Source organism: Paenibacillus sp. 01T422 (assembly GCF_056398785.1).
This window is the reverse complement of sequence record NZ_JBFTQB010001154.1, coordinates 1-1,644: the sequence shown is the minus strand read 5'-3', so window position 1 is coordinate 1,644 and position 1,644 is coordinate 1. Positions and strand designations below refer to the sequence as shown.

Annotated in this window: 1 protein-coding gene; it reads right to left on the bottom strand. The window is 37.0% G+C overall.

Annotation, left to right across the window (positions count from 1 at the left end; genetic code table 11):
• Nucleotides 1-364: 364 nt before the first annotated feature.
• Nucleotides 365-1,644 (bottom strand): helix-turn-helix domain-containing protein (locus AC1DUA_RS36655; RefSeq protein WP_477504409.1); only part of this gene is annotated, 1,280 nt, incomplete at its 5' end.

The following is a 1,644-nucleotide window of genomic DNA, read 5'->3' as shown; positions in this document are numbered from 1 at the left end:
CTCCTCGATATGAACCGCAGGACTAATGACGAACATTAGTAGCAGCTCCTAACTTCATTATAGGTCCCCCCTTTCATTCCTGGCAGTCATAAACATCATATAGAGAGTATGACAAATGTCATACTTCTAAACGCGTATCAGAATACTATGGATACCAAAAACATCAAATGATCTTGGCCGGTTAAAATAGGCTCGCTTCCAAGCAGATATATGATAAAAAAAGACAACCTCATAAGGTTGTCTTTTTGGGTACTAGATGGAATGCCATTAACCGCTCCTATCCCATGGATTTGGAGGCATATTTTCGACACTGGCAAATCACCGTATAAGGGGTACTTGAATAATCACTACCGTTATTAAATCGTTATATTTTTTTACGGTATTCCGTGGGTGACATGCCAGAGAAAGCGCGAAATAATTTAAAGAAATAGCTGCTATTATCAAAACCAAGTTCTTCTGAAATTTGTTCAACACTTTGACTCGATTTATCCAGCAATTCACGAGCCCTTTCCATCTTACATCTAGTGACATATTCTATAAATGTTTCTCCCGTCTCCTTCTTGAAAATCCGGCTAAAATGGGACGAATTTAGATCTAATCGTTTAGCCATTTCGTCCATACTGATTTTCTCATTCAAATGCATCATCACATAACGTTGTGCCTCGACGATTTCCTTTCGGCTAGATTGATCTTGATGTAATCTCACCTTTTTCATTTTCTCCACCAAAAAGTTGATTAACCATTGGCTCAGATGCTCTAGCGTATCGATTGCATACACCGTTTGTTGTAATAACTCGGCACTATAATTCGTTAGAAAATGCTGCATAACTGTGTACTTCAGTTCTATATCAGTAACAATTTTCAACACCCAACTACGGACGGAATCCACTGGATATTTATTTGCATGAATATGTTTAATCCACTTTGGAATTGTTTCTTTAACATAATCAACATCACAATTTAAAATACAATTTTTGAAGTCATCCAAAGCTTCTGCATAGTGAACGAATATATCGTCCTTCGTTAATTCAAAATGCTGCAATTTCAGAATGCGGTTTTCTCCTGAATAAAAGCGGAACGTGTTGGAATGTAATAATAAAGTGATCTGCTTTTTCATTTCTAACACCGTATTGCAAACTTCACCGATATAAAAAGAAGTACCAATTTTCATATAACGATTCATTGATTCTTGAATCTTTAGTAATTCTTCATTTGCTTTATCCAGAACACTCCACTTTATCGTCTTAGGATATGGATACAGGATATAGTATTGTCTCGCGTTAAGTGTTATAACAACATTTCCCTCGATTTTGACAGATTCATTCAGTGCATTATCTATTACAAATTGAAGTTGGTGCCTTCCTCCAAACCTCTTCTCCAAATCGGAAAACCGTTCTATCAAGCAAAGTATAGGTAAATAAGGAGTTCCTTTCATCAATTGAATACCGATACTATTCGCTTTCTCCACCCACTCAGACTCATTCCAAATAGGTTGATCTATCAAAGAACGCAAAAAGTTTGTCCTGACCGATGAGAGGCTCTGAAAAACGACATCCTGAAGTTTTTGCCGTTCACGAAGCATCGCTTCTTCTTCATTCAACTGTGCAATAAGTTTACCTAGAATATCTACCAGCTGCTCTATGC